General features: G+C 53.7%; 1 protein-coding gene. It reads right to left on the bottom strand.

Annotated elements, in window-relative coordinates:
- Positions 1-108: 108 nt before the first annotated feature.
- Positions 109-351: a hypothetical protein gene (locus tag ABD971_RS26920; protein ID WP_345326933.1), complete on the bottom strand. Its 243-nt coding sequence runs from the start codon at positions 349-351 to the stop codon at positions 109-111.
- Between the last annotated feature and the right edge of the window lie 236 nt (positions 352-587).

Raw genomic sequence — 587 nt, 5'->3', positions numbered from 1 at the left:
AGCTGGCGATGATCGCTTGCGTACGAAAACTTCTTTCGACACTCAATCAGATGGTTCGTAAACAAGAAACGTTTGACGCTTCCAAGTTCGCGTCGATGGTCTGATCTGTCACCAACGAAATAACGGTTGAAGAGCCCCTTTCGCGTCGCCGTCACATTGGCCTGCGTCCGCATCTGACGCCAATGTGACGGCGATGCGGAAGGGGCGGCCCCATTTTGCCGAGCCCGAACAAGCGTCGAGCCCGGGGCCGAGCGACGTGATTGGAAAAAACGGCAGCCGACCAACGACCAAAATCGCTCGTCGACTGCCTACGTACTCGAGCGTTGCCGCTCGGTACAAGAGATCAAACATACACAGAACGACGCTGCCACAGGAGCCCCCCTGTGTCCCTCAATGCTGCGCATCGGGGGGCTTCCATCGAATCAAAAATTTAGTTTTTTGATAAGCGGCTATTGCCGAATTCTAACACGGTCGCTCCCGGGGGGAGGGTGAAGCTTTGTGGGGCGAACGTCTATTGAGATTTCCTAACGGCGCATAAAAAAACTCTCTTGCAGCAAAGCTGCAAGAGAGTTTTAAAAATCCGGCAA

The organism is Novipirellula rosea (assembly GCF_039541335.1).
Lineage (GTDB): Bacteria > Planctomycetota > Planctomycetia > Pirellulales > Pirellulaceae > Novipirellula > Novipirellula rosea.
Note: the sequence above shows the minus strand (reverse complement) of the source record. Positions and strands in the feature narration are given on the sequence as shown.

Bases quoted from the DNA above. Each gene is read 5' to 3' on its own strand.
- ABD971_RS26920 (WP_345326933.1), bottom strand. From the start codon at position 351: ATGTTTGATCTCTTGTACCGAGCGGCAACGCTCGAGTACGTAGGCAGT.